Source organism: Micromonospora hortensis (assembly GCF_022230935.1).
GTDB classification, from domain to species: domain Bacteria; phylum Actinomycetota; class Actinomycetes; order Mycobacteriales; family Micromonosporaceae; genus Micromonospora; species Micromonospora hortensis.
In genome coordinates, this window is the sequence record NZ_JAKKFE010000070.1 from 259674 (window position 1) to 283957 (window position 24284).

Genomic DNA, 24284 nt, shown 5'->3' on the forward strand with positions numbered 1-24284 from the left:
CCGGCGTCACGAGCGCCGAGGCGGACCGTCCTTACAGGAGGATGAGATGGACTTCCGGCTCACCGACGACCAAGAGGCGCTGCGCGAGAGCGTTCGGGAATTCGCCCGCGAGGTGGTCGCCCCGGTCATCGCCGAGCACTACGAGCAGCACACCTTCCCGTACGAGGTGATCCGGCAGATGGGCAAGATGGGCCTGTTCGGTCTGCCCTTCGCCGAGGAGCACGGCGGCATGGGCGGTGACTACTTCGCGCTCTGCCTCGCCCTGGAGGAGTTGGCCCGGGTCGACTCCAGCGTGGCCATCACGTTGGAGGCGGCGGTCTCGTTGGGCGCGATGCCGATCTACCGCTTCGGCACCGAGGAGCAGAAGGCGACCTGGCTGCCCCGGCTGCTCAGCGGCGAGGCGCTGGCCGGCTTCGGTCTCACCGAGCCGGGCACCGGCTCGGACGCCGCCGGCACGCAGACCAGGGCGGTGCTGGACGGCGACGAGTGGGTGATCAACGGGTCGAAGGCGTTCATCACCAACTCGGGGACCGACATCACGGCCATGGTCACTGTCACGGCGGTGACCGGCACGAACCCGGACGGCTCCAAGGAGTTGTCGACGATCATCGTGCCGACCGGCACGCCCGGGTTCACCGTCGCGCCCGGCTACTCCAAGGTGGGCTGGACCGCCTCGGACACCCACGAGCTGACCTTCGACGACTGCCGGGTGCCGGCCGCCAACCTGCTCGGGGCCAGGGGTCGCGGTTTCGCGCAGTTCCTGCGGATCCTCGACGAGGGCCGGATCGCCATCGCCGCGCTCGCCGTCGGCCTCGCGCAGGGCTGTGTCGACGAGTCGATCAAGTACGCGAAGGAGCGGCACGCCTTCGGTCAGCCGATCGCTGCCAACCAGGCCATCCAGTTCAAGATCGCCGACATGGAGCTGAAGGCGCACACCGCTCGCCTGGCGTACTACGACGCCGCCGCGCGGATGCTGGCCGGCGAGCCGTTCAAGCGGCAGGCCGCCATCGCCAAACTGCACGCCAGCACGATCGCTGTGGACAACGCCCGGGAGGCCACCCAGATCCACGGCGGGTACGGCTTCATGAACGAGTACCCGGTGGCCCGGTTCTGGCGGGACTCCAAGATCCTGGAGATCGGCGAGGGCACGAGTGAGGTGCAACGCATGATCATCGCTCGGGACCTGGGCCTCTGAGTGGCCCAGCCGAACTGATCGGCCGGTCGTCCCGGACGGACTGTCCGTACGGCTGTCGGGTTTCGGCGAGCGGGCGTCAGTAGCCCGACGTTCGACTGCCGACGGTCGGAGTCCATCCGTACTCTTCGTGCCCATGACTCCGGATCATGACTGGTCGCGGAGCCCGGTCGGACGTACCACTCTGCCGGAGCTGCTCCGCGGGCATCGACGCGCCGCCGGCCTGACCCAGGCCGAGCTGGCGTCCCGGGCCGGGGTGGGTGTGCGTACGGTGCGTGACCTGGAGCGTGGCCGGTCGATCCGTCCACAACGCACCACTGTCGAGCTGCTCGCCGGGGCGCTGGCGCTGACCGGCACCAGTCGGGCGGCGTTCCTGACCGCGGCCCGCGGCGCCGGTGCCGAACCGGCCTCGCCGGACGCTGCCTCGACGACGTTCGCGCTCGGCGGCAGCGCCACGTCGGCGGCCGCACCCGCCGACCCGTCGGTCGCGCTCCCGCCGCCGGTCGCGTTGATCGGTCGGGAGCGCGACCTCACCGAGTTGGCCGGAATGCTGACCGTGGAGCGAGGGCCCCGGTTGGTGAGCCTCGTCGGGTTGGCCGGCGTCGGCAAGACCGCCCTGGCGACGTCGGTGGCGCACCTGGTGGCCGCCGCCCACCCGGCCGGTGTTGCCGGGGTCCTGGTGGGCGAGGGCGCGGACGGTCCGGACGTGCTCGCCGCCTCGATGTCCGTGCTCGGCGTGGCGCGCCTGCCCGAACTCGTGGCGCTGCTCGCCGGGCGGCCGACGCTGCTGGTAATGGACGCGGTGGAGCGCGCCCCGGGCCCGGTGGCCGCGACAGTGCACCGGTTGCTCGGCGCACTGCCCTCGCTGCGGGTGCTGGTCACCGGGCGACACCCGGTCGGGTTGCCCGGCGAGCGGGTCTGGCCGGTCGCGCCGCTCGACGTGCCACCACCGGAGGCCGAGCACTCCGGACTCGAATCGTGGCCGGCGGTCGCGTTGTTCACCGCCCGCCTCGCCCAGGTCCGCCGCGAGCCACCCACCCCCGCTGAGCTGCCCGCGCTCGCCGCGTTGGTGCGCCGGTTGGGCGGGCTGCCGTTGGCCATCGAGCTGATGGCGGCCCGGGGCCGTCTCCTCGACCTCACCGAACTGCTCGAACGGTACGGCGACCGGGTGCTCGACCTGGCCACTCCGGCCGAGGCGTCCGCCCACCCGGCCTGGGACGCACCGGAGGCTCCCGGCAGTCGGACGAGCGGACCCGACACCCGTGCTGCGGTCTCGGTCGCCGTCACCCTGCGGGACGCGGTGGCGTTCAGCTACCGCCTGTTGGCGGCGGACGAGCAGGCCGCGCTGCGGCAGTTGGCCGTCTTCGGTAACCGGTGGTCGGTCGAGTTGGCCGAGGAGATGCTCGCCGACGAGGCCGATCGGGACGGCACCGTGGCGATCGATCCGGTTCCCCTGTTGGACCGCTTCGTCGAGTTGGGGCTGCTGAGCGTACGCGGAACCGGATCGTTCCGGTTCCGGCTGCTCGACGCGGTCCGTGACTACGCCGTCGAGCAGGCGGCCGGTGCGGGTGAGCTGACCTGTATCCGGCGTCGACACGCCGAGGTCATCGCGCGCCTGGTGGCCCGTACCGCCAGCGACCTGATCGGCCCACGGTTACCCGACGCGGTGCACCGGCTGGACGAGATGAGCAGCGACATCAGCTCGTCGTTGGCCCACGCGACTACCGACGACCCGTTGACCGCGCTGCGGCTGGCGGCCTGCCTGACCCGCTGGTGGCGTTTCCGCGGACGCGACGTCGTCGGGCGGCAGTGGTTGCGGCGGCTGCTGGCGGACCCGCGAACCGCCGACGCCGACCCTCTTCTGCGTGGCTGGGCCGCCCTCGGGGTCGCCCGGCTGGCGGCGGAGCACGGCGCGGGTGCCGAGGAGTTGTCGACGGCCCGTGCGGCGTTGGACACCTTTCAACAGGCCGGCGACGTCACCGGGGAGTTGGAGGCGCGAAACGTGCTCGGCACCCTGCTGATCTCCGTGGGATGGCAGGACGAGGCTCGCGAGCAGGCCGAGGCGCTACTGCGGTTGGCCGCCCGCAACGGGCGGACCCGGGACCTGGCGGTGGCCCAGAACAGCCTCGCCTGGCACGAGATCCGCGCGGGCGATCTGGCTGCGGCCCGCCGCCGGCTCGCCGCCGTGGACCGACTCGCCGCCGAGAGTGGGGAGCAGCGACTGCGGGTGTTGGGCTGGGCCAACCGAGCCGAGGTCGCCCGACTGGAAGGCTGGTACGCGGACGCCATCGATCGTGGTCGGCGGGCGATCGCCGCCCTGTCCGAGCTGGGTGATCCCGGGCGTCGCCGTCGGGTTCTCGGGACCGTCGGGCTGGCGCTCGCCCAGGGCGGGCGGGCCGCGGAGGCGACCGAGGTGCTGACCGAGTTGCGGGCCGGGGGCGTGGAGGCCGTCCCGGCGCGACCGGCCGTGCCGCGACCGCGCGGGGACGACGCGGCGCTGGCCCGGGGTGGGTCGGAGGTCGGGCTCTGTGCGCTGATCGAGGGGAACCTGGCGCTGCACCGGGGAGACCGGGAGTTGGCTGCCGAGTGGTTCGCGGCCGCCGCCGACCATGCGGGGCAGGAACGCCGCGATGCGGTGGAAGCGCTGGTTGGGCTGGCTGCGAGCACTGCGGACCCGGCGGTGCTCGATCGACTGGACCGGGTCTGTGTGGAGAGCGGTATCCGGCTGTTGCCGCAGGAGTCGGGCCTGCTCTACGCGCTGCTCGCCGGCCGAGGTGGACCGGCTCAGTAGCCTGCGCCTTCCCACGAGCGGGATCGCGACGGGAGAGTGGCGCGGGCGAAGAGCCCCCTTTGGTGCTACCCCTCGCTGATCGCCCGCGCCGTCACCCCCCGGTGATCCCCGGTGCGGAAAGCCTGCCACCGATGCGGTGGCAGAAAGTCGGCTTGGACCGAATCATCCAGCTTGGCTGGGTCATTTCTGCCGGTCTTTCTGCCGCTGCCGCCGCCCGACGGCGGTGCTGATCAGTGCCGTCGGGTGGCGTTGCCGGTGGCGGCGACCTGCTCCGGGCTGACGTCGTCACTGCCGGCGGTGGCGCACGGATGCGCGGCGTCGCGGACCCGCCGTAACCCGTCGAGGAGGGCCGCCAGCGCCTCGGGGTCGAGCTGCCCGGTGAACCACTGCTCGATCATCTGCAGATGCCCGGGCAGCGTCTCGTTCAGGCGTTGTATCCCGGCGGCGGTGACCACCGCGTACGAGCTGCGTCGGTCGTTCGGGCAGGCCCGGCGGGTGAGCAACCCGTCGCGCTCCATCCGGTCGACCACCCGGGTCACTCCGCTGGTGGACAGGGAGGTCTGTGCGGCGAGGTCGGTCATGCGTAGTTGGTTGCCCGGCGAGCGGGCCAGTCGGGTGATGACCTCGAACTCGACCGCGGAGAGGCCGTGCTCCTCGAGTTGGGCGTTGAACCGGGCTGACAGCCCGGCGTGTGCCTCGAAGAGCAGGCCGACGGCGGTGATCCGGGGATCGTCGAAGACGTTGGTCACCCGTTCATCATACCAGTGGTTGACACGGGGAATGTTGCAACGGTTATAGTTGCTCAAGCAGTCGTTGGGCTATTAAACAATCTCCTGGAGGACAGCACCATGACCAGCAGCATCGAAGCGGTTACCCGCGACTGGGACAGCCTCACCATCCCGGCGGCCGGCACCTACGCGCTCGACGTGGCGCACAAGCGGGTCGGCTTCGTTGCCCGGCACATGATGGTGAGCAAGGTTCGCGGTGAGTTCAACGAGGCCACCGCCACCATCACCGTCGCCGAGGACCCGCTGCAGTCGTCGGTCGTCGCCACCATTCAGGCCGCCAGCGTCGACACCACCCAGACCGACCGGGACGCCCACCTGCGCAGCCCCGAGTTCCTGGACGCCGAGAAGTTCCCGACGCTCGAGTTCCGCAGCACCGGGGTCAAGTCCCGTCGCGGCAGCGAGTTCGTGCTCACCGGTGAGCTGACCATCAAGGACGTCACCCGCCTGGTCGAGCTGGAGGTGGAGTTCGAGGGTGTCGGCCGCAGCCCGTTCGGCCAGGACATCTTCGGCTTCTCCGCGAGCACCGAGATCGACCGCGAGGAGTTCGGCCTGACCTGGAACGTCGCCCTGGAGACCGGGGGCGTGCTGGTCAGCCGCAAGATCAAGATCGAGATCGAGGGCGAGGCCGTCCGTCAGGCCTGATGTCCCCAGTGATCGCCGGAGGGCAGGGGAACCCTCACGGCGATCCGAAACGCAGGGCCCGCGCCGCACGTCGGCGCGGGCCCTGCGTCGTTCCCACTGGTGGTAATTGTCACGGGTTGTTCGCACCGCAATCGGGTCCAGCCAGTCGACGACGGGGTACAGATGGCGCCACGAGCGCGTCCGCTCCGGTCGCCGTCGGATCAACGCCGTCGGCCTCTGGCCCCGGTCAGGTGGGCGCTCTTACCGTGGATGCTTCACAAAGCGCTTCCGGGACGGCATGATCCCGACCGCGCCGGCCGTCGGGAGGACACATGGGCAGGGACGTCTCAGAGGGCGCCTTCACCCGGGATGATCGCGTCCGATATCGGCAGAAGGTGCGGCGGTGCCTGGACGTCTTCGCCCTGATGCTGGACGACTTCGGCTTCGACGCCGACCGGCCGATGACCGGCCTGGAGATCGAACTCAACCTGGTCGACTCGGCCGCCGAGCCGGCGATGCGCAACGAGGAGATCCTCGCCGACATCGCGGACCCTCTCTTCCAGACCGAGTTGGGGCAGTTCAACCTTGAACTCAACGCCGAGCCCCGACTGATCGAGGGCACCGGCTTCGCTGACTACGAGCACGACCTGCGCGGCAGCCTCTCCCGGGCCGACGAGCGTGCCGCCAGGTCCGACGCGAAGATCGTCCTGGTCGGCATCCTGCCCACCCTCACCGAGGGGCACCTGGTCGAGGACAACCTCTCCACCAACGAGCGTTACCGGGTGCTCAACGACCAGATCGTCGGCGCCCGGGGCGAGGACATCGAGCTGGACATTCGCGGCGTCGAGCAGTTACGCACGCACACCGACTCGATCGCCCCCGAGGCCGCCTGCACGAGCCTCCAGTTCCACCTCCAGGTCGCCCCGGACAGCTTCGCCGACTACTGGAACGCGTCCCAGGCCATCGCCGGGGTGCAGGTGGCAGTCGGGGCGAACAGCCCCTTCCTGTACGGCCGCCAACTGTGGGCCGAAACACGGATCGCCCTGTTCCAGCAGGCCACCGACACCCGTCCAGACGAGCTGAAGGCCCAGGGAGTACGGCCGCGGGTCTGGTTCGGCGAACGGTGGATCACCTCGATCTTCGACTTGTTCGAGGAGAACGTCAGGTACTTCCCGCCGCTGCTGCCGATCTGCGAGGACGAGGACCCGGTGGAGGTCCTGCACGCCGGAGGTGTGCCACAGCTCGGGGAGCTGCGGTTGCACAACGGCACCGTCTACCGGTGGAACCGTCCGGTCTACGACATCATGAACGGCCGCCCTCACCTGCGAGTGGAGAACCGGGTGCTGCCGGCCGGTCCGACGGTGGTGGACATGCTGGCCAACGCGGCCTTCTACTTCGGGCTGGTACGCGGTCTGGCCGAGGCCGACCGACCGATCTGGAGTCAACTCACCTTCAGCTCCGCCGAGGAGAACTTCCACGCCGCCGCCCGACGTGGCCTCGACGCCGTGCTGCACTGGCCCGGGCTCGGCGACGTGCCGGTCACCAAGCTGGTCCTCGACCAACTGCTGCCCACCGCCGCCACCGGTCTGGACGGGTTCGGTGTCGCCCCGGCGCAGCGGGACCGGCTGCTCGACATCATCGAGCAGCGCTGCCGTACCGGCCGCAACGGTGCCGTCTGGCAGACCGAGGCGGTCTGGGCGGCGGAACGGCACCACGGCATGGACCGGACGGACGCGTTGCACCACATGGTCCAGCGCTACGCCGAACTCCAGCGCACCAACGAACCCGTCCACACCTGGCCAACCACCTAGCCCACCCCACCCCACCCGACCCCACCCACCCCACCCACCCCGGGCCCCACCCCACCCCCGAACGCGTTGACCATGAAGTTATTGCCATGACACGCCGGGCGAGGTGGCAACAACTTCATGATCAACAGGTGGGTCAGGGGCCTAGATGGGCCGGGGGGCCAGGGTGGGTCGGGGTTAGTCGGTGGTGCGGCGTGCTGCGCGGGTGCGCCGGCTGGTCGGGGTCAGATCCTCTGCCGCTGTTGCTTCGGTGGGACGACCGGCCGGATCCGCGAGGTCCGGGTCCGTACGCGGAGCGGGAACCTGCGGTGCGGCGCTGGCGTCGGACGGCGGCGAGCCCGTCCGGGGCGTCTGCGGTGGGGCGTCGGCCCTTCTGCGCCGCGCTGAGGTCCCGGCCGTCGAGGCCGTGGAGCCGGCCGTCGAGGCTGAGGTTGTGGCGGTCGAGCCGGAGACCGGCGGCGCGGGCTCGGTCTCGGCGACCGGGGCCGGGTCGGCCACCGTGTCCCGGGGCGCCGCACTCACCTCGGCCGGGCGGCTCTGTTCGGCCGGGCGGCTCTGTTCGGCCGGGCGGCTCTGTTCGGCCGGGCGGTTTCGCTCGCTTCGCTCGCCGAGGCGGGCGGCCAGCACCGAGCCGCCGATACCGGCGATCACCGCGTACGGGGCGATCAGCTGGGTGGACAGCTGCGCGGGGCCCAGCGTCGACCAGTGCGGCAGGGTGGTCAGGTAGGCGAGCGCGACGAGCACCGGGCCCGCCGCGCCAGAGGCCGCCGCACCGACGCGGTGCCCGCCCGAGCGGGCGGACCGCCGGGTGGCCAGTACGCCGATCAGCAGCGCGGGCACCAGCGCCAGCAGCGCACCGGGCCAGTAGAGCTGGCCCCCGATCCAGTACCGGGCGTGGTCCGGGTCGAACTGCCAGGTGCCGAGTTGCGCGCCGGTCAGCCCTCGTCCGACGCGTACCCCGTCGATCACGGAGATCACCGCGAGCAGCCAGAGCCAGGCGGCCGTCGCTGTGACGTTGACCGCTGCTGCTCGGGAGCGAAGCGCCCAGATCGCGACGAGGACGCCGATCAGGATGCCCAGCGTCGCCTGTACGGCGGCCGTCCGTTGCGGAGCGCCGGTGTCCGCGCCGGTCGCGACCCGCGCGGGTACCGCGATCAACAGCACAGTGACCAGCCCGCCCAGCCCGGCGCCAAGCGCCAGGGTCACCCGGCGCAGCAGGCCACCTCGGTCGTGGACCGGCGGCTCGGCCACCGGTGGTGGCGTGCCCGCCACCTCCGGGCGGCCCGTGTCGACGGCGGGTGAAGGCCCGTCGACCGGGCTCTCGTGCCCCGGCCTCCGATCGTCGAGCTGCGGGCCCTCGTGGCGGGCAGCTCCGTCGGGCGGCGTTTCCGGAAAGATCACGGCCTTCGCCGGAGCGTTCCGTTGGTGCAGCCGCTGCGCGCAGACCGCGCCGAGGACCGTCGAGCTGGCGGCGAGCCAGGTGGCCCAGGCGAGGCCGTCCGCCCAGGCGGTGTCGGTCGCACCGGCATCGGTGGGCGTCCAGGTGATGACGCCGAGCCCGTAGCCGAAGCCCAGTTGTGCGGCACCCGCGCCGGCAGCGACCCCGATCGCCGTCGCGATCGACACTCCCCAGCCCTGTCTGGCCATGCCGGGCAGCGTAACGTCCCGTCGTCGGCGCGGCGAGTCGCAAGGACCCGCCGGTGTGGACCGCCGGTGCGGGCGGGTTGGGCGGCGGGCGGTACGGTCGCCGGTGATGAGGCGGTGGGCGTTATGACGGACACGAACACGGGCCAGCAGAATGCCGCCGGTGGCGGTGCGGGCCGGGCCAGCGTCGTGCTCGGTGGTGGGTTGGCGGCGGTGCTGCTCGCCGCCGTGGGTGCGACCGGCGGCTGGTTGCTGGCCGGCGAGGACGACGCACCCTCTGGTGACCCGCTGGCCGTTGCGACCACGGCTGGCGCGTCGACCACCAGGGCCACCGCACCCCGACCGAGCAGCGGCCGGCCGACACCGTCGGCGGTCCAGACCTCCGCCACCCCGACCAAGGCGGCCGGCCTGACCGTGCCGCCGGTGATCGGCACCGACTTCGAGCAGGCCAGGGATACGCTGCGCAAGCAGCGGCTGGGTTGGCGGCTGGTCTTCGGTGGCGGCGCCGGCCGTACGGTCGAGAGCACCACACCGGCCGTGGGCACCGCTGTCGCCCGGGGGACGACGGTGCAACTGCAGGTCGCCGGGCCGGCGCCGGCCGCCGAGGTGCCGGACGTGGTTGGCAAGAGTTGCGCCGACGCCGCCGACGAGTTGGTCGACGAGGGCCTCTACCCGCGCTACCTCAGCGGACGTACCGGGAAGGTCAGCCGGCAGGAGCCCGCCGAGGACGGCCCGGCCCGGTGGAACGACCAGGTCAGCATCTGGTGCGGCTCGGACAACCAGCCGACCGCGAAACCCACGCAGTGAGGTCAGGCCGGCGGGTTCGAGCCTGCCGGTGCCTACCCGCCGTCCTGTCCCGCCGACGGCCGGCGCGGCTCGGCACGCTGGTCCCCACCGATGGGGGTGTGGGCGACTAGGTTGGCGGTCGAGGGCCATGACGCCCGTCCGGGTTCGGGAAAGGACGTGCGATGAGCGACGACCGCCAGGAGCCTCCCGCCGGCGAGCACGACGACGACCGGACCCGCCCCCTGCCCTCCACCGCTGATCGGCCGGCCCCGACCGGGCCCGCCGCCGAGCGACCGGAGCCGACGCAACCGACGCCAGCGGCCACCGGCCCGGACGAGACGGCACCGATAGACCGGCCTGTCCCGGCTCGTCCCGACCTGTCGCCCGACCAGACCATGCCGATCGACCGGTCCGCCGGCACCCGGCCGGGTCCGCCGGCCGACCGGACGGCGCCGATACCGCCAGCCTGGTCCGGTCGGGCCGAGGTGCGCTCGCCTCGACCGGATGACGCCGGCGGTGAGTGGTACGTCGAGGAGCAGGGTGGTCGGCGGTGGTGGTCGCCGATCCTCTGGGGCGTGCTGGCGCTGTTGCTCGCCGGCCTGCTCGGGGGCGCGCTCTGGGTGGTGCTCGCCCAGCAGGACGACGACCGCAACGATCCGGGGCCCACCCCGTCCCCTCCGCCGACCAGTGCCCCTAGTACCCCGCCGACCAGCGCAGCCCCCACGTCGGCGGCGCCCACCAGCGAGTCGCCGAGCAGTTCGCCGACCACTGATGCGCCGGATGAGCTGCCCGTGCCACCGCTCGCCGGCCTGCCACAGGCCACCGCCGAGGGGCTGTTGGCTCGGCTCGGCCTGGCCTACCGGGTGGTGTACCGCCCGTCGGAGCTGCCACCGGGGACGGTGGTGGGCACCGAGCCGGAGGCGGGCACGTCGGTGTCGACCGACGACGAGGTGTTGTTGATCATCTCGCAGGCCGTGCCGCCGAGTGGGTCGAGCCCGACCACGCCGAGCCCCACGGTGACGAACACACCGTGACCGCTGGTCACCACATCCGGCGGCGGGTGCCGACGAGACCGATGCCGGCCAGCGAGATGGCGAGGCCGAAGATGCCGGACCAGAAGAGGGAGCGGCGGATGTCAGTTGCGCTGTGCCCGGCCGGAGCGGCTTCGGTGAGTTCCTGGGGGCCGTCGGACTGGCCGCCGGCGCCAAGGCCGGACACCGGCCCGGTCGGGTCGGCACCACCAGCGTGGTCGGCAGGGGTGCCGGTGTCGATCCAGCCAGGTTCCTCGTAGATCGACTGACCGTCGCCCGTCGGCGGGTCGGAGTCGAGCACGGTGATCTCCGGTGCGGGCACCGGTGCGGTCAGCCGGGTGGACGACATCGCCGGGTCGCGGACGAGGACCAGGAGTGTCGCCATCGCCCCGAGGAGGGCGAGGAGTCCGAAGGCATAGGCGATACGGGAGCGGTGGTGCCGCCGCAGGGCGGGCTGATTGACCATGACCATCCCAGGGTCAGGGTCCTGGACGAGCGGTGGAACGGTGCCGGGGTGGGCGTACCGATTCTATGGCGACGGCACGCCCACCGGCGGCGGTTCGGGTCGGTCAGCCCACCCGGAGCGGGGTACGCGCGACCGGGCGGCGGGCCCGCACTGTGTGCGGACGGGGTTCGGGGGCGGCCTGCAGTTGCTGCAGCCCTTCCCGCTGGACGAAGATCGACCGTCGGGTGACAGCGTCGCCCGCGGCGTTCAACTCGTAGCCGTCGAGCCAGAGCCAGCCGTCATAGGTCGGCCAGTCGAGCACCCGGATCACCCGGAACTTGATCGGCCTGAGGAACTGGACACTCGCCGCGCGTGTCACGTGCAGTACGTCACCGGTGCGGGGAAGCACATGGGCTCCTGGGGAGGATCGGCCGGCGGTTGCGCCGGCGGTGCCTGAACGGGGGACGTCTCGGCCGGTGACGGGGTCGTGCCTCGTGAACCGGTGGTGCGGATGGCGGTGGTCGGGCCGTACCCCGCTGGTGACGTGCCGCCACCCGACCACCACCCGGTTGCTTCCGGGAACCGCGCCCGCCGCCGCAGCTTGCCGGCTTGCAGCGGCGGGGTCCTTACCCCGGAGCAGGTCGCGTTGTCGTCGGCCGGGCCCGCGCCGTGCCCGGCTTCCCCGAAGCGGTGGGTTCACCACTCGGAGGGACCGGACGGAGACGCTGAGTGATCCGTGCCATACGGACAGAGTGCATCAGGGACGTGCTTCATGCAAGTTGCACGTCGACTTTTGCCGATACGTGAGCGTGTCGCGCGAAAGGCCTATTGAAGCCATCCGCGTCCGGGCGGCAGACTGGGGACCGGTTTCGCCCGTCGCGGCCGGCCGAGGACCGGCATCACCCCTTCGTCGCGAACGCTCGCCGGTCGACGGTCGCGCCCCCGGCGGGTGTCACCAGTGGCGCGTTACCGGAGGTAGCCCGAGTGGGGTCGAGCAGCCAGCGGCGGGGACCAGTGACTCACGGGTTGCGCGATGAGTGAGCGGCGCAGTCCCACCATCAGACGGCGGCGGCTCGGGGCCGAGCTGCGCCGCCAGCGGGAGTCCGCCGGGATCACCATCGAGGTGGTCGCCGAACAGTTGGAGTGCTCGGCGTCGAAGGTCTCCCGGATCGAGACCGGGCACACCACGGCCACCCCGCGCGACGTGCGGGACATGCTGCGGATCTACGGCGTCGTCGGCGCCGAGAGCGACGAGCTCGTGCAGATCGCCCGGGAGGCCCGCCAGAAGGGCTGGTGGCACCCCTACAGCACGGTGCTCGTCGGCGCATACGTCGGGCTGGAGGCGGCGGCCAGTTCGATCCGGGCGTACGAACAGCAGGTCGTTCCGGGTCTTCTGGAGACCGAGGAGTACGCCGGGGCCATGATCCGTGCGGCTCGGCCGGACTTCACCGCCGATCAGGTGCATCAAAGAGTGCGTGTCCGTTTGGGCCGTCAGTCGTTATTGACCCAGGACGATCCGGTCGATCTGTGGGTGGTGCTCGATGAGGCGGTGGTAAGTCGGCCGGTGGGCGGGGACGAGGTGATGCGCGGTCAACTCAAGCGGTTGGTCGAGGTGGCCGAGTTGCCGAACGTGACGCTGCAGATCCTGCCCTTCGAGGTGGGTGCGCATGCCGGCATGGACGGCACGTTCACGATCCTCAGCTTCCCTGAGCCCGGTGATCCGGATGTTGTGTACGCGGAGAACGCCACGGGTGGGCTTTTCCTCGAGAAGAGCGACGAACTACAGAAGTACAGCTTCATCTTCGATCACATCCGCGCTGCGGCCATACGTCCGGAGGAGTCCGTCGCACACATCGCAAAACTGGCAGAGGAGCCGTTGTGGAAATGGCGACCAAAGGGTTCCCCGTGGACCTGACGCAGGCAGCATGGTTCAAGAGCTCGAAGAGCGGGCCGAACTGTGACAACTGCGTGGAGGTGGCGTACGTGACGGGGGCGGTCGGAGTGCGGGACTCGAAGGACAAGGCGGGCCCCGCCCTGGTCTTCGCACCGGGTGACTGGCACTCCTTCGTTGCCGGCACCCGGGGTGGTGTGTTCGGCGCGGTCTGACCGACTGGTCAATGGAGTCCCCGTCCGGTTCGCCGGACGGGGACTTTGCCGTGTCCGCGGTGGGCGCGGCTGCCTGTCGCGTCGCGGCGGGGGTCGGAGAGGTTCCGTCGGGATTCCCGTCGCCAGAGCGTCCCCGTCTCGTTGAACCGATCGGTACGGCGCTGGTCGACGACCCGCCGCACCGACCCGCAACCGAGCGAGTAGGCGAGACGGATGACGACGATCGGTTCAGACAACCTCACCACCGGTCCGGCAAAGCCGGAGCGGTTCGGTGGCAAGTACCGCGGTGCTCGTCGGGACACGGTTCTGACCGAGGTGGTCTCGACCGACCAGGAGTTGAGCGGGCGGGAGGGTGCTTCCGAGACGACGGATCCTCCGCTCTCGCTGCCCTCACTGGACCCGAACCCGCTGATCGAGCCGTCGTTCCCGCCGGCGGGCTGGCCGATGGAGCCGCCCGAGTCCCTGGCGGACCACCCGTTGCTGCGTGGTCTGCTGATGGAGTTGCCGCCGAAGGGCACAGTGCCCTCGCAGGACTGGCTGGACCGCTGGTTCGAGGCCACCAGGTCGATCCTGGAACTGCTATACGTGCAGAGCGCCAGCCGCCCGCGTTGACCCTGCGACGGCGGGCTGGGCCCGCTCCGCGAGGCGGTTGTGGCGTAGCGCGTGCCGGACCCCGATGGCGATCACCGCTAGTGCCCCCACCGTGATCGCCGGCCCGGTGACGCCGGGGTCGGCGCCGAGGTCGGCACCGGCGGCGGCGATCAACGCCGGCAGCGTGGCCAGGGCGGTGACCTGTGGTGGCAGCCCGACGAGCGGGTGGGCCGCGGCGGCGCGCAGCCCGTGCGGCGCGGGGGTGGCGGGGGCACTGGCGAACGCGCCCGCACCTGCCCAGAGCCGGCGGATCCGTCGTACCGAGCAGACCGTCGCCACCAGCGCCGGGCCGGCGGCCACTGTGAGCCCGGCGGCGGCCCGGTCGACCGGCGCGGTGCCGGCGCTGAGCAGCCCGCCGCCGAGCACGGCCGCGGTGAGCGCCACGCCGGTGAGGGTCAGCGCCAGCAACCATCCGGTACGCCGACGCAGCATGCGGGTGTTGCGCAGCCCGGGGAGGCCGTCGGCAACGACGCCGGCGGCCAGCCAGACGGCGGCGACCGGAAGCAGGATGGTGAGCTGACTCTCCATGTTCGAGAGTCTTTCCCGAATTCCGGCGAGGCGAATCCGGGCGCGTCCCCCGTTCGCCCCGGACGCCGGGCCCGTAGGGGGTCATCACTCGAAGGTATGGCCGTTTCGACATGTTCAACTGCCCGACGACTGACTTACCCTCAGCTAGATCGGCGAGTGTCGATTGATGTTGGGACCGGTGGTCACGTTCCACTGCCGGTCAGAGGGAGGTAGGAAATGGGTCTTCCACGAAGGTCCGTACTGATCGGGGTGGCCGCGGCGACAGTGCTGGCCGTCGGTACCCCAGCCCTGGCCGCCGAACCCGTGGGTGTGGTTCGGGCCGCCGGCGGAGCCACCGCCGTGCCGGACAGCTACATCGTCGTACTCAAGGACAGCGCCGTGGCCCGGGACCGGGTCGGCGACACCGCGAAGCGGCTCTCCGGCCGCCACGGCGGCACTGTGGCCCGCACCTACGGAGCGGCGCTGCGCGGCTTCGAGGCCACCGTGAACGCGAGCGCGGCGGCGCGGATCGCGGCCGACCCGGCGGTGGCGTACGTCGAGCAGAACCACACCGTCTCGATTTCCGGCACGCAGGCCAACCCGCCCTCCTGGGGCCTCGACCGGATCGACCAGCGCAACCGGCCGTTGGACAGCTCCTACACCTACCCGAACACGGCGAGCAACGTGCACGCCTACATCATCGACACCGGCATCCGGTTCTCCCACAACGACTTCGGCGGCCGGGCCACGTCCGGCTACGACGCGGTGGACGGTGGGTCGGCCGACGACTGCAACGGGCACGGCACGCACGTGGCCGGCACCGTCGGCGGGTCCGCGTACGGGGTGGCCAAGGGCGTCCAGCTCGTCGGCGTACGGGTGCTGAACTGCTCCGGCAGTGGCACGAATGCCGGCGTGATCGGCGGCGTCGACTGGGTCACCGCGAACGCGATCAAGCCGGCGGTGGCGAACATGAGCCTCGGCGGCGGCGCGAACAGCTCGCTGGACAACGCCGTCCGCAACTCGATCGCCTCGGGCGTCACGTACGGCCTGGCGGCCGGCAACGACAACGGCGCGAACGCCTGCAACACCTCGCCGGCGCGTACCACGGAAGCCATCACGGTGGGCTCGACGACCAGCTCGGACGCCCGGTCGTCGTTCTCCAACATCGGCACCTGCCTGGACATCTTCGCGCCCGGCTCGTCGATCACCTCGGCCTGGTACAACAGCAACACCGCCACCAACACGATCAGTGGCACCTCGATGGCCACCCCGCACGTGGTCGGAGCGGCGGCCCTGGTGGCCAGCGCCAACCCGAGCTGGACCCCAGCTCAGGTCCGCAACCAACTGGTGGCCAACGCCACGCCCAACGTGGTGAGCAACCCCGGCTCGGGCTCACCGAACCTGCTGCTCTACGTGGGTACCGGCAGCACCCCGCCGCCGCCCACCGGCTGCACCGGCACCAACGGCACCGACGTGTCGATCCCGGACGCCGGCTCGGCGGTGACCAGCTCGATCACCATCTCCGGCTGCGGTCGCAACGCCTCCTCGACCTCCACGGTGGCGGTGAACATCGTGCACACCTACCGCGGTGACCTGGTCATCGACCTGCTCGCCCCGGACGGCAGCTCGTACCGGCTGAAGAACAGCAGCACCTCGGACAGCGCCGACAACGTGAACGCCACGTACTCGGTTAACGTGTCCGGTGAGGCCGCCGACGGCATCTGGCGACTCCAGGTGCGGGACACCTACTCGGCCGACACCGGCTACATCAACACCTGGACCCTGACGGTCTGACCGGTCTCTGACGACCGAGGCCCCACCCGGCACGCCGGGTGGGGCCTCGCGTCGTACGGATCGGGCTCAGACCGAGAAGGTGGCCGGCCGCTCGGTGGCCGGGGCCGGCGGGCGGGCCTTCCACAGGCCGATCTTCTGCGCGGCGAGCCGGCTCAGGTAGACCGGGTTGAGGATGACGTAGCGGCGCCAGAGCCGCTTCGGCTCCAGACCGAGGCGCCAGAACCACTCAAGACCGGCCCGCTGCATCCACGGCGGGGGCTGGCGCAGCAGCCCGGCGTGGTAGTCGAAGGCCGCGCCGACCGCCATCAGCGGCATGTCGAGCAGCGGCCGCATGGCGTACGCGAAGACCTCCTGGCGCGGGCAGCCGAGCCCGACCAGCACCAACCGGGCCCCACTGGACCGGATCCGGTCGGCGATCTCGGCGTCCTCACCGGGCTGGACGGCACGGAACTTGGACGGCTCCACCCCGGCGATCTTCAACGCCGGGAACATCCGCTCCAGGGCCGGGATCAACCGGGCGAGAGTCTCCTCGGTCGAGCCGTACAGGTATACCGGTAGCCCCTCGTCGGCGAAGCGCGACAGCACGTGCAGGGTCAGGGTCGGCCCGTACACCCGGTCGCTGAGGCCGGCGTGGTGCAGCAGGTTGAGCGCCCAGCGCACCGGCTGCCCGTCCGGCGTGACCACGTCGAAGGAGTTGAGCCGCGCGTTGTGGGCCGGGTCGAGCACCCCGGTCATCACACCGTGCACTGCCAACGCGGTCAGCGCGAGGGGACGCCGCTCGTGTGCCGCGGTCACCACCGCGTCGGTCGCCGTGGCGTAGTCGGTGGCGTCGACCAGGACGCCGAGCACGTTGCGCTTCGTCCGGACACTCACGGCTGGGCCACCCACTTGTCCACGTTGGCCTCGTAGATTTCCCGCAGGATCATCGGCACGTCGTACGTGATCTTCCAGTCCGGATACTGCGCCTCGAACCGGGCCATGCTGCTGACGTACCACTGGTGGTCGCCGGTGCGGTTCTGCTCGACGTAGTTGATCTGCGCCTCGCGGCCGGTGATCTCCTCAGCGATCCGGAATGCCTCGATGTGCGAGGTGTTGGAGTGCCGGCCGCCACCGAGGTTGTAGACCTCAGCGGATCGCGGGGCCCGGAAGAACGCCTCGAACGCGGTCAGCACGTCGTGCGAGTGGATCGCGTCCCGCACCATCTTGCCCTTGTAGCCGAAGAGGTTGTAGGTCCGGCCCTCCATGACGCAGCGCATCAGATAGGCCAGGAACCCGTGCAGCTCGGCCGCCGAGTGCGCCGGGCCGGTCAGCGTGCCGCCCCGGAAGCAGGCGGTCTTCATGTCGAAGTAGCGCCCGTACTCCTGGACCATCACGTCCGCGGCGACCTTGGAGGCGCCGAAGACCGAATGCAGCGAGTGGTCGATCGACATCTCTTCGGTGATGCCCTGGTACCAGCGGTGGTCCTCGGGCAGCTCGTACCGGGTCTCCAGCTCGATGAGCGGCAGGCTGTTGGGCCGGTCGCCGTACACCTTGTTCGTCGAGCAGTGGATGAACGGTGCGTCGATCGCGTGCCGGCGCGTGTTCTCCAGGATGTTGAGCGTGCCGCCGGCGTTCACGTCGAAGTCCGTGTACGGCTCCTTGGCTGCCCAGTCATGGCTCGGCTGGGCAGCGCTGTGGATCACCACGGCGATGTCCGAGCCGTACTTCTTGAACACCTGCTCCAGGCCGTCCCGGTCCCGGATGTCCACCGCGAAGTGGGTGTACGCGTTGCCCAGGTCACGGCCGAGCCGTTCAAGGCTCCACGAGGTGGAGCCGTCCTCGCCGAAGAAGTACCGGCGCATGTCGTTGTCGATGCCGACAACATCCAGACCGAGGCCGGCGAAATGCCGGACCGCCTCGGAGCCGATCAGACCACCCGACCCTGTCACCAACGCGACACTCACACGCCACTCCTGGTCCATCGGAGGCAGAATCCATCGGAGCATAGCGTGACGTCCAGCACGCCCCGATATGACGGAAGGGCCCCGCATGAAGCGGAGCCCTCGTCGTTGGTGGGGATGGGGGGAGTTGAACCCCCACGCCCTTTCGGGCACACGGACCTGAACCGTGCGCGTCTGCCATTCCGCCACATCCCCGTGGCACAACCCGGAACACTCTAGCCGCCCGGCCCCGCTGTCTCCAACGGGCCTCGGGAATACTACGCTGTCCCCGGCGCTCGCCACGAACGATTACCGTTCGTGGCGGACGAAAGATTAGCACGACAATCCCGGCCCTTCCGAACGGGTCGAGAGCAGCCGGCCGAGCGGCGTGTGAGCTGCGCGCGCGCCGGCCGGATACCATCATGTCCTCGGGACCCGAGGAGGAGCCGGTGAGCGTGCTGCAACGCTTCGAGAAGCGTCTGGAAGGCCTGGTCGAAGGGGCCTTCGCCAAGGTCTTCAAAGGGGTGGTCCACCCCGTGGAGATCCTCAACGCCATGCAGCGGGAGGCCGAGGCGCACAAGGCGATCCTGGCCGGTGGGCGCACGTTGGTGCCCAACCGCTACGTGATCGATCTCTCGCCGTTCGACCACAGTCGGCTGGCGCCGTACGCCGCCGCGCTGGCCCAGGAGTTGGCCCAGTCGCAGGCGGAGTTCATCGGCGAGCAGGCGTGGACGGTCTACGGCGACGTGATCGTCGAGATCGAGCGAGGCGAGGGTCTGGACACGGGCATGTTCCGTGTCACGGCCGAGGTCTACACCGGCGGTGAGGTCGCCCCGGTGTCGGCGCCCGGCTACGACGCCGGCCCGCCCGCCTACCCCGCGTACGACCAGGGCGGTGGCTACGGTCCGCCGCCCGGGCACGGTGGCGGTCGCAACGTGCGGCTGGTCTCCGGCGACGGTCGCACCTACCCCCTCCAGATGGGGTCGACGGTGATCGGTCGCGGCGACCAGGCAAACCTGCGTCTGCCCGACGTCGGCATCTCCCGGCGACACGCCCGGCTGGATTTCGACGGGGGCCAGGTCGTGTTGACCGACCTGGGTTCGACCAACGGCACCATGGTGAACGGGCAGCGGGTCTCCGCCGTCGCGCTCAACCCCGGTGACATGGTCCAGCTCGGGACGACGACGCTGACCTTCCGCGTGGACGGCTGACCCGCCTTGCCGGAACTGGTCATCACCGTTGCCCGGTTCGGGTTCCTGATCCTGCTGTGGATCTTCGTGTTCACGGTGGTCGGCGTGATCCGCCGGGACCTCTTCGCGGGCGCCCGGTCCGGTCGTCTGGTGGCCGCGCCACGCGCGGTAGGCGCCTCGACGGGGCAGGCGGCGAAGCCGGCGAAGGTGAAACGGGGCAGAGCGGCGCACCAGTTGGTGGTGACGGCCGGTCAGCTGGCCGGCACCAAAATCACTCTCGGTGAAGCACAGATCACCATTGGTCGCGCTGAGGACTCCACCCTGGTCATCACCGACGACTACGCCTCAGCGCGACACGCCCGGCTCATGCCGCGTGAGGGGCAGTGGTACGTCGAGGACCTCGGCTCGACTAACGGCACGTACCTCGATCGCGCTAAGGTCTCCGGACCAACCCCCGTCCCCCTCGGCGTGCCGATCCGGATCGGCCGCACTTCCCTCGAATTACGGCCATGACTCTGACCCTGCGCTATGCGGCCCACAGCGACCGCGGTCTGATCCGAGACGGCAATCAAGACTCCGTCTACGCCGGGCCGCGGTTACTCGCCGTTGCCGACGGCATGGGCGGTATGGCCGCCGGTGACGTCGCCAGCAACATCGTCATCGGTGCCATGGCGCCGCTCGACGAGGACGTCCCGGGGGACGCTCTCGTCGATGCGTTGCGTTCGGCCGTGGGCACCGCCAACCAACAACTCCGCGACACGGTGGACGCCAACCCACAGCTGGAGGGGATGGGCACCACGCTGACGGCGACCCTCTTCACCGGCAGTAAGCTGGGGATGGTCCACATTGGCGACTCGCGGGCCTACCTGCTGCGCAATGGCGAGTTCGCGCAGATCACCAAGGACGACACCTACGTCCAGATGCTGGTCGACGAAGGCCGCATCAGCGCCGAGGAGGCGAGCAGTCACCCGCAGCGGTCGCTGCTCACCCGCGCCCTCGACGGTCGGGACATCGACCCGGAATACTCGGTCCGCCAGGTCATGCCCGGCGACCGGTACCTGATCTGCAGCGACGGCCTCTCAGGTGTGGTCAGCGCCGAAACCATCGGCGAGACCCTGCGCGAGTACACCGACCCGCAGCAGTGCGTCGAGCGGCTGGTGCAGCTCGCGCTGCGCGGCGGTGGGCCGGACAACATCACGGTGATCATCGCCGACGCCACGGACCAGGACATCGTCGAGGCGACCCCGATCGTGGGCGGCGCCGCCGCCCGGGACCGCGGCATGGCGACCTCCGCCGACGACTCGACTCCGGCCGCCCGAGCCTCGGCGCTCTCCGCGCCGCGCCCGGCCGCGCCCGAGGAGCCGGCGGCCTCCGACGACGACGCCGACCGGCCGAAGCGACGCCCGGTCCGGACCGCCGCCATGGCGCTGGCCCTGCTGGTGATCGTCGGTGGTGCGGCGTTCGGTGGTTGGACCTACACCCAGCGGCAGTACTACGTGGGAGCCACCGAAGAGGGCCAGGTTGCCGTCTTCCGCGGTGTCCAGGGTCAGATCGCCGGGATGGACCTGTCCAGCGTGCACCGTCGCAGCGGCACCCGCCTGGACGACCTCACCGTCGCCGCACAGGACACCGTCAAGGTCGGTATCCGGGCCAAGAGTGAGCCGGACGCCGAGCGTCAACTCGCCGAGTTGACCAGCGACACGCCGAGCAACCCCAACCTGAAGCCGCTCTGCCCGCTCGACCCGACCGCCGCCGGGGTCACCACGCCGACTCCGACGCCGACCCCGGTCGGTTCGACGCCGACCCCGAACGGCAGCCCGAGCGCCAACGCGTCGCCGACCCCCAACGGGGTTGTCAGCGCAAGCCCGACCGTCGGTGCCACCACCGCTCTCGGTGGGGCCGGCGCGACCACCACACCCGACGTCACGCCCTCCGACTCGGCCACACCGGCGCTCGACACGGCCGGCTGCCGGTCTCCTGAGTGAGCGTCGGCTGAGATCCTGAGGACTCCACCCGTGACCGTAGCGGCCACACCGGCACCCTCGCCCGCCACCGCGGGCGAGCAATCCGGCGTACGCCTGGCGCGGTCGCGCCGCAACGCCGAGCTGTACCTGCTGTTGCTCGCGATGGTGCTGGTGGCCGCGTACGGGGCGACCGTCGAGGCGAACCTGCTGGACACTGTCACCTCGGACTTCTGGATGCCGGCCGCCGCGCTCGGCGCGGTCTTCCTCGGCCTGCACCTGGTCATCCGGTTCCTGGCCCCGTTCGCCGACCCGGCGCTGCTGCCGGCGGTGGCCCTGCTCAACGGGCTCGGGGTGGGCTTCCTGCGCCGGATCGACCTGGGCGACGCCCCGGTGGCCGAGCGGGAGAGCCTGGCCGTCTTCGCGGGGCAGGGCGGGCGGCAGCTGGCCTGGACGCTCAGTGCGGTGATCCTCGCCGCCGGCCTGCTCGCGATCATGCGCGACCACCGGTCGATCTCGCGGTACGCGTACACCCTGGGGTTGGCCGGCATCGTGCTGGTGATGATCCCGGCGGTGCTGCCGCCGAGCATCTCCGAGATCAACGGCGCGAAGCTGTGGGTTCGGGTCGGCAGCTTCTCGATCCAGCCGGGTGAGTTCGCCAAGCTGGCGCTGCTGGTCTTCTTCGCCTACTACCTGGTGCGCAAGCGTGAGGTGCTGTCGCTGGCCAGCCGGCGCTTCCTCGGCATCGACTTTCCGCGTGGCCGTGACCTCGGGCCGGTGGTCGGCGTCTGGCTGATCAGCGTCCTGGTGCTGGTCTTCGAGAAGGACCTGGGCACCTCGCTGCTCTACTTCGGCATGTTCGTGGTGACGCTCTACATCGCCACCGAACGGGTCAGTTGGCTGCTGATCGGCCTGGTCCTCTTCTTCGGCGGCGCGTACCTCGCCTATGTCCTCGGCTCGACTGTCGGCGGGCCGTTCGCCAACTTCTACGTGCGGGCGGAGATCTGGCTCGACCCGTTCGCCGACCCGACCGACAAGGGCTACCAACTCGTGCAGGGCCTGCTCGCCCTGGGCACTGGCGGGCTCTTCGGCGCGGGGCCGGGCGGCGGTCAGCCGGACATCCTGCCCGAGGTGCAGAACGACTTCATCTTCGCCGGCATCGGTGAGGAGATCGGTCTCTTCGGCCTGTCCGCGCTGTTGGTCGTCTACCTGCTGATCGTGGAGCGCGGGCTGCGTGCCGCGCTCGCGGTACGGGACTCGTTCGGCAAGCTGCTCGCCGGCGGTCTGGCGTTCACCCTCGGCCTCCAGGTCTTCGTGATCGTCGGCGGGATCAGCAAGCTCATCCCGCTGACCGGTCAGACCACCCCGTTCCTGTCCGCCGGCGGGTCGTCGTTGATGGCCAACTGGCTGCTCATCGCGGTGCTGCTGCGAGTCTCCGACGGCGCCCGCCGACCGGTGACCGGGGGCAGCGGGGGCAAGGCGGTCCGACCCGGCGGTGGCTCACCCGAGCAGCTGCACGGTGCTCCCACGGAGGTGATCAAGCCGTGAACGCACCGCTCCGCCGTGTCGGCGTCGTCGTCATGGTCCTGTTCGGCCTGCTCTTCGCGAACCTCAACTGGATTCAGTTCCAGAAGGCCGACGAATACCGCACCAGCGACTACAACGGTCGGGTCCAGGTCGCCGACTACAAGCGCAAGCGCGGCAACATCGAGGCCGGCGGCACCGCCCTGGCCACCAGCAAGGAGACCACCGGCAAGCTGAAGTTCCAGCGTTCCTACCCGGGTGGCCCCAAGTACGCCCACGTGCTCGGCTACAAGCCGGTCAACCTGGCCGACCAGGGCATCGAGCAGGTGGAGAACGACTTCCTGGCCGGCACCAGCGACCAGCTGATCGGCGACCGGTTGAAGGACATGTTCACCGGCGACGACACCGGCGGCGGCAACGTGCTCCTCACGCTCTCCAAGCGGGCCCAGGACGTGGCGTACGACCAGCTGCGCAACAACGAGGTGGGTGCGAAACGGGGCGCGGCGATCGCCATCGACCCGCGTACCGGTGCCATCCAGGCGCTGGTCTCCATGCCGAGCTTCGACCCGAACCCGCTGGCCAGCCACGACACCAACGAGGCAACCGCGGCGTACAACAAGCTGGAGAAGGACCCGGCCGAACCGCTGAAGAACCGCGCGCTGGCTGAGACGCTGCCGCCGGGCTCCACCTTCAAGATCGTGGTGGCAGCGGCGGCGCTGGAGAACGGCGTCACCAAGTCCACCCAGATCCCGGCCGGTTCCAGCTGGACCCCGCCCACTTCGGGCACCCCGATCCGCAACGCCGCCGCCTCGATCTGCCCGGAGCCGAAGGTCAGCCTGCTGGAGGCGGTAACCGAGTCGTGCAACACCGGCTTCGCCCAGCTCGGCGTGCGACTCGGCGCCGAGACCCTCAAGGAGAAGGCCCGGCAGTTCGGCTTCGAGCAGGAAGACCTGACCGTCGGCCACTTGGGCGAGGGCGGTCTACCCACGGCGGCAAGCCGGACCGGGGACATCCAGAACCCGGACGGCAGCACCGATCAGGCCGCACTGGCCCAGTCCTCGATCGGCCAGAACAACGTCCGGATGACGCCGCTGGAAGGCGCCATGATCGCTGGCGCGATCGCCCACAACGGCAGCCAGATGCGACCGTACCTGGTCCGGCAATGGCTCGCTCCGGACCGGACCACCAACTACTACACGGCGAAGGCACGGGAGCTGCGCCAGCCGGTCAACCCTCAGGTCGCGACCGACCTGCGCGAGATGATGGTCAGCGTGGTCCGGAACGGCACCGGCAAGAATGCCGCGATCAGCGGCTACACGGTCGGCGGCAAGACCGGCACCGCCCAGTCCGCCCCGGACCGGCCCGACCACGGCTGGTTCATCGGCTTCGCCCTGGACAAGAACGGTAACCCGGTCTCCGCGGTCTGCGTGATGCTGGAGCAGGCCGGCCCCGGTGGCAGCGCCGAGGCGGCTCGGATCGCCGGTCAGATCATGCGGGCCGCCATCGCCGACCCAGGGGGTCGCTGA

General features: G+C 70.7%; 22 protein-coding genes and 1 tRNA gene. 15 read left to right on the top strand and 8 right to left on the bottom strand.

Annotation, left to right across the window (positions count from 1 at the left end):
* The first annotated feature begins 46 nt into the window (after nt 1–46).
* Entirely contained in the window at nt 47–1195 is a 1149-nt protein-coding gene (locus tag NIE111_RS30485; protein ID WP_238687666.1) for an acyl-CoA dehydrogenase family protein, read from the top strand.
* Nucleotides 1196–1328: 133 nt separating this feature from the next.
* Nucleotides 1329–3983 carry an ATP-binding protein gene (locus NIE111_RS30490; RefSeq protein ID WP_238687667.1) on the top strand — a complete coding sequence of 885 codons (2655 nt, stop codon included), beginning with the start codon at nt 1329–1331 and terminating at the stop codon, nt 3981–3983.
* A gap of 230 nt (nt 3984–4213) precedes the next feature.
* Here NIE111_RS30490 and NIE111_RS30495 read toward each other — a convergent pair whose 3' ends face one another.
* Nucleotides 4214–4732, bottom strand: a complete 519-nt coding sequence (locus NIE111_RS30495) for a MarR family winged helix-turn-helix transcriptional regulator (RefSeq protein WP_238687668.1) — start codon at nt 4730–4732, stop codon at nt 4214–4216.
* 99 nt (nt 4733–4831) lie between these two features.
* Between NIE111_RS30495 and NIE111_RS30500 the strand changes: the two genes are divergently transcribed.
* Together NIE111_RS30500 and NIE111_RS30505 are read left to right on the top strand one after the other, a co-directional pair.
* A complete protein-coding gene (locus NIE111_RS30500; protein ID WP_238687669.1) occupies nt 4832–5413 on the top strand; it encodes a YceI family protein in 582 nt (193 codons plus the stop codon).
* A gap of 311 nt (nt 5414–5724) precedes the next feature.
* Nucleotides 5725–7203: a glutamate-cysteine ligase family protein gene (locus NIE111_RS30505; RefSeq protein WP_238687670.1), complete on the top strand. Its 1479-nt coding sequence runs from the start codon at nt 5725–5727 to the stop codon at nt 7201–7203.
* 174 nt (nt 7204–7377) lie between these two features.
* On the opposite strand, the gene NIE111_RS30510 is transcribed toward NIE111_RS30505, so the two are convergent.
* A complete protein-coding gene (locus NIE111_RS30510; protein ID WP_238687671.1) occupies nt 7378–8847 on the bottom strand; it encodes a hypothetical protein in 1470 nt (489 codons plus the stop codon).
* A gap of 123 nt (nt 8848–8970) precedes the next feature.
* Between NIE111_RS30510 and NIE111_RS30515 the strand changes: the two genes are divergently transcribed.
* Both NIE111_RS30515 and NIE111_RS30520 read left to right on the top strand, forming a co-directional pair.
* Complete coding sequence (locus NIE111_RS30515; RefSeq protein WP_238687672.1) at nt 8971–9651, top strand: PASTA domain-containing protein; 681 nt, start codon at nt 8971–8973, stop codon at nt 9649–9651.
* A gap of 161 nt (nt 9652–9812) precedes the next feature.
* Complete coding sequence (locus tag NIE111_RS30520; protein WP_238687673.1) at nt 9813–10664, top strand: PASTA domain-containing protein; 852 nt, start codon at nt 9813–9815, stop codon at nt 10662–10664.
* Between the two features lie 7 nt (nt 10665–10671).
* Here the strand turns inward: NIE111_RS30520 and NIE111_RS30525 are convergent, their stop codons facing one another.
* On the bottom strand, nt 10672–11127 hold the full coding sequence (locus NIE111_RS30525) for a hypothetical protein (protein WP_443677126.1): 456 nt from the start codon (nt 11125–11127) through the stop codon (nt 10672–10674).
* 103 nt (nt 11128–11230) lie between these two features.
* Entirely contained in the window at nt 11231–11515 is a 285-nt protein-coding gene (locus tag NIE111_RS30530; RefSeq protein WP_091396374.1) for a hypothetical protein, read from the bottom strand.
* 624 nt (nt 11516–12139) lie between these two features.
* On the opposite strand from NIE111_RS30530, the gene NIE111_RS30535 reads away from it, so the two are divergent.
* From NIE111_RS30535 to NIE111_RS30545, 3 genes are all read left to right on the top strand, one after another.
* Nucleotides 12140–13021: a helix-turn-helix domain-containing protein gene (locus NIE111_RS30535; RefSeq protein WP_091396372.1), complete on the top strand. Its 882-nt coding sequence runs from the start codon at nt 12140–12142 to the stop codon at nt 13019–13021.
* On the top strand, nt 12991–13212 hold the full coding sequence (locus NIE111_RS30540; RefSeq protein ID WP_091396369.1) for a DUF397 domain-containing protein: 222 nt from the start codon (nt 12991–12993) through the stop codon (nt 13210–13212). Before NIE111_RS30535 ends, NIE111_RS30540 begins: the two co-directional genes overlap by 31 nt.
* 213 nt (nt 13213–13425) lie before the next feature.
* Nucleotides 13426–13824 carry a hypothetical protein gene (locus NIE111_RS30545; RefSeq protein ID WP_238658498.1) on the top strand — a complete coding sequence of 133 codons (399 nt, stop codon included), beginning with the start codon at nt 13426–13428 and terminating at the stop codon, nt 13822–13824.
* On the opposite strand, the gene NIE111_RS30550 is transcribed toward NIE111_RS30545, so the two are convergent.
* A complete protein-coding gene (locus NIE111_RS30550) occupies nt 13792–14391 on the bottom strand; it encodes a hypothetical protein (protein ID WP_238687675.1) in 600 nt (199 codons plus the stop codon). The genes NIE111_RS30545 and NIE111_RS30550 overlap by 33 nt on opposite strands.
* Nucleotides 14392–14607: 216 nt before the next feature.
* Between NIE111_RS30550 and NIE111_RS30555 the strand changes: the two genes are divergently transcribed.
* A complete protein-coding gene (locus NIE111_RS30555; protein ID WP_238687676.1) occupies nt 14608–16164 on the top strand; it encodes a S8 family peptidase in 1557 nt (518 codons plus the stop codon).
* Nucleotides 16165–16230: 66 nt separating this feature from the next.
* Here the strand turns inward: NIE111_RS30555 and NIE111_RS30560 are convergent, their stop codons facing one another.
* From NIE111_RS30560 to NIE111_RS30570, 3 genes are all read right to left on the bottom strand, one after another.
* Nucleotides 16231–17037, bottom strand: a complete 807-nt coding sequence (locus NIE111_RS30560) for a WecB/TagA/CpsF family glycosyltransferase (RefSeq protein WP_238687677.1) — start codon at nt 17035–17037, stop codon at nt 16231–16233.
* Nucleotides 17034–18149, bottom strand: a complete 1116-nt coding sequence (locus NIE111_RS30565) for an NAD-dependent epimerase/dehydratase family protein (RefSeq protein ID WP_238687678.1) — start codon at nt 18147–18149, stop codon at nt 17034–17036. The genes NIE111_RS30560 and NIE111_RS30565 overlap by 4 nt, the downstream gene beginning before the upstream one ends.
* A gap of 64 nt (nt 18150–18213) precedes the next feature.
* Nucleotides 18214–18299, bottom strand: a tRNA-Leu gene (locus NIE111_RS30570).
* A gap of 206 nt (nt 18300–18505) precedes the next feature.
* On the opposite strand from NIE111_RS30570, the gene NIE111_RS30575 reads away from it, so the two are divergent.
* From NIE111_RS30575 to NIE111_RS30595, 5 genes are read left to right on the top strand one after another with little or no spacing between them, the layout of a single operon-like run.
* A complete protein-coding gene (locus NIE111_RS30575; protein WP_007454122.1) occupies nt 18506–19294 on the top strand; it encodes an FHA domain-containing protein in 789 nt (262 codons plus the stop codon).
* A 6-nt stretch (nt 19295–19300) separates the two neighbouring features.
* On the top strand, nt 19301–19786 hold the full coding sequence (locus tag NIE111_RS30580) for an FHA domain-containing protein FhaB/FipA (protein WP_238687679.1): 486 nt from the start codon (nt 19301–19303) through the stop codon (nt 19784–19786).
* Nucleotides 19783–21258: a PP2C family protein-serine/threonine phosphatase gene (locus tag NIE111_RS30585; RefSeq protein WP_238687680.1), complete on the top strand. Its 1476-nt coding sequence runs from the start codon at nt 19783–19785 to the stop codon at nt 21256–21258. The genes NIE111_RS30580 and NIE111_RS30585 overlap by 4 nt, the downstream gene beginning before the upstream one ends.
* A 30-nt stretch (nt 21259–21288) precedes the next feature.
* Nucleotides 21289–22782 (top strand): FtsW/RodA/SpoVE family cell cycle protein, encoded by a 1494-nt coding sequence (locus NIE111_RS30590; RefSeq protein WP_238687681.1) that lies wholly within the window; start codon nt 21289–21291, stop codon nt 22780–22782.
* Nucleotides 22779–24284 carry a peptidoglycan D,D-transpeptidase FtsI family protein gene (locus NIE111_RS30595; protein ID WP_238687682.1) on the top strand — a complete coding sequence of 502 codons (1506 nt, stop codon included), beginning with the start codon at nt 22779–22781 and terminating at the stop codon, nt 24282–24284. Before NIE111_RS30590 ends, NIE111_RS30595 begins: the two co-directional genes overlap by 4 nt.

Coding starts and splice junctions, on each gene's coding strand:
- NIE111_RS30510 (WP_238687671.1), bottom strand. CDS start 8,847: ATGGCCAGACAGGGCTGGGGAGTGTCGATCGCGACGGCGATCGGGGTC.
- NIE111_RS30500 (WP_238687669.1), top strand. CDS start 4,832: ATGACCAGCAGCATCGAAGCGGTTACCCGCGACTGGGACAGCCTCACC.
- NIE111_RS30535 (WP_091396372.1), top strand. CDS start 12,140: ATGAGTGAGCGGCGCAGTCCCACCATCAGACGGCGGCGGCTCGGGGCC.
- NIE111_RS30545 (WP_238658498.1), top strand. CDS start 13,426: ATGACGACGATCGGTTCAGACAACCTCACCACCGGTCCGGCAAAGCCG.
- NIE111_RS30540 (WP_091396369.1), top strand. CDS start 12,991: ATGGCGACCAAAGGGTTCCCCGTGGACCTGACGCAGGCAGCATGGTTC.
- NIE111_RS30485 (WP_238687666.1), top strand. CDS start 47: ATGGACTTCCGGCTCACCGACGACCAAGAGGCGCTGCGCGAGAGCGTT.
- NIE111_RS30515 (WP_238687672.1), top strand. CDS start 8,971: ATGACGGACACGAACACGGGCCAGCAGAATGCCGCCGGTGGCGGTGCG.
- NIE111_RS30575 (WP_007454122.1), top strand. CDS start 18,506: ATGTCCTCGGGACCCGAGGAGGAGCCGGTGAGCGTGCTGCAACGCTTC.
- NIE111_RS30490 (WP_238687667.1), top strand. CDS start 1,329: ATGACTCCGGATCATGACTGGTCGCGGAGCCCGGTCGGACGTACCACT.
- NIE111_RS30555 (WP_238687676.1), top strand. CDS start 14,608: ATGGGTCTTCCACGAAGGTCCGTACTGATCGGGGTGGCCGCGGCGACA.
- NIE111_RS30505 (WP_238687670.1), top strand. CDS start 5,725: ATGGGCAGGGACGTCTCAGAGGGCGCCTTCACCCGGGATGATCGCGTC.
- NIE111_RS30565 (WP_238687678.1), bottom strand. CDS start 18,149: ATGCTCCGATGGATTCTGCCTCCGATGGACCAGGAGTGGCGTGTGAGT.
- NIE111_RS30585 (WP_238687680.1), top strand. CDS start 19,783: ATGACTCTGACCCTGCGCTATGCGGCCCACAGCGACCGCGGTCTGATC.
- NIE111_RS30525 (WP_443677126.1), bottom strand. CDS start 11,127: ATGGTCAATCAGCCCGCCCTGCGGCGGCACCACCGCTCCCGTATCGCC.
- NIE111_RS30550 (WP_238687675.1), bottom strand. CDS start 14,391: ATGGAGAGTCAGCTCACCATCCTGCTTCCGGTCGCCGCCGTCTGGCTG.
- NIE111_RS30520 (WP_238687673.1), top strand. CDS start 9,813: ATGAGCGACGACCGCCAGGAGCCTCCCGCCGGCGAGCACGACGACGAC.